At 42.7% G+C, this 1,031-nt stretch carries 2 protein-coding genes; both read left to right on the forward strand.

Features of this window, described 5'->3' with window-relative positions:
• Nucleotides 1-301 (forward strand): helix-turn-helix domain-containing protein (locus MHM99_RS21445; protein ID WP_275445642.1); only part of this gene is annotated, 301 nt, incomplete at its 5' end.
• A 67-nt stretch (nt 302-368) separates the two neighbouring features.
• Nucleotides 369-1,031, forward strand: a 663-nt coding sequence (locus tag MHM99_RS21450) for an HPP family protein (RefSeq protein ID WP_239220468.1), incomplete at its 3' end; no start/stop codon positions are given.

The raw sequence follows: 1,031 nt of genomic DNA on the forward strand, positions 1-1,031 counted from the left end.
AGAGAAGAATCCAACCGGAAATACAATAATTGAGCCATCTGACATTACCGGTTTAACCGTGTCTTCAGACTCTTTAACAAGTAAAGACACAGATTCGTCCACCGTATATTTCGAGACCGATAGCCATACCGACTTACGGGAAGCAACAGATAAATTTCAACGTCAACTCATTATCAAGGCATTGCATCACGCAGAAAACAACTGGTCTAAGGCAGCCAGATCTCTGTCAATGGACCGTGCAAATCTTGTCCGACTGGCGAAGCGCCTTAATATCACCCTAGTGAAAAAGATAAGAACGTAGCTTTTCGTTCATAGAAATTATAGATATTGTCTATACGTTTCCTATATCTGACCTTACAAAGGAATATATGTTAAATAAGCTAAAACGGTTTTGGGGTTTTCAAAACAACGTAGTTGTATCAGAAAAAGTCGTTGCCACTATCGGTGGAATGCTCGCTATATTTTTATGCTTTTTTCTTACAACATGGTTGCTAGGCACGGAGGGAGCAGCAGCAATTTTACCATCCATGGGAGCGTCAACGGTCCTTCTTTTTGCTGTTCCTCATGGCCAGCTATCGACGCCATGGGCATTCTTCGCTGGGAATGTTCTTTCTGCTATTGTCGGCGTTACAAGTGCACAATACATTGAAAATCTCTTTATTGCCGCTCCGGTAGCAGTGTCGCTTTCGATATTTGTTATGCACCTATCCCGCTCACTACATCCTCCAGGTGGTGCTACCGCTTTGGCTGCTGTAATTGGTGGGTCTGCGATAACGGATTTAAGTTATTGGTACGTGCTTACTCCAACTATTATCAACTGCATGATTCTGTTTGCTGTTGCGATACTGTTCAACAATCTTTTTCACTGGAGGCGTTACCCGCAAAGTCTTATGCGATATAAGGGGATAGGCTATAACCCTGACACGAGACGCATAAAAATGCGACATATCCATGAGGCAATCAACCGGTCAGAATTGGTTATTGATGCCAGTGACGAGCAAATTAAACATATCATTGACTTAGCTGATACG

Source organism: Alteromonas sp. MmMcT2-2 (assembly GCF_022348305.1).
Lineage (GTDB): Bacteria > Pseudomonadota > Gammaproteobacteria > Enterobacterales > Alteromonadaceae > Alteromonas > Alteromonas macleodii.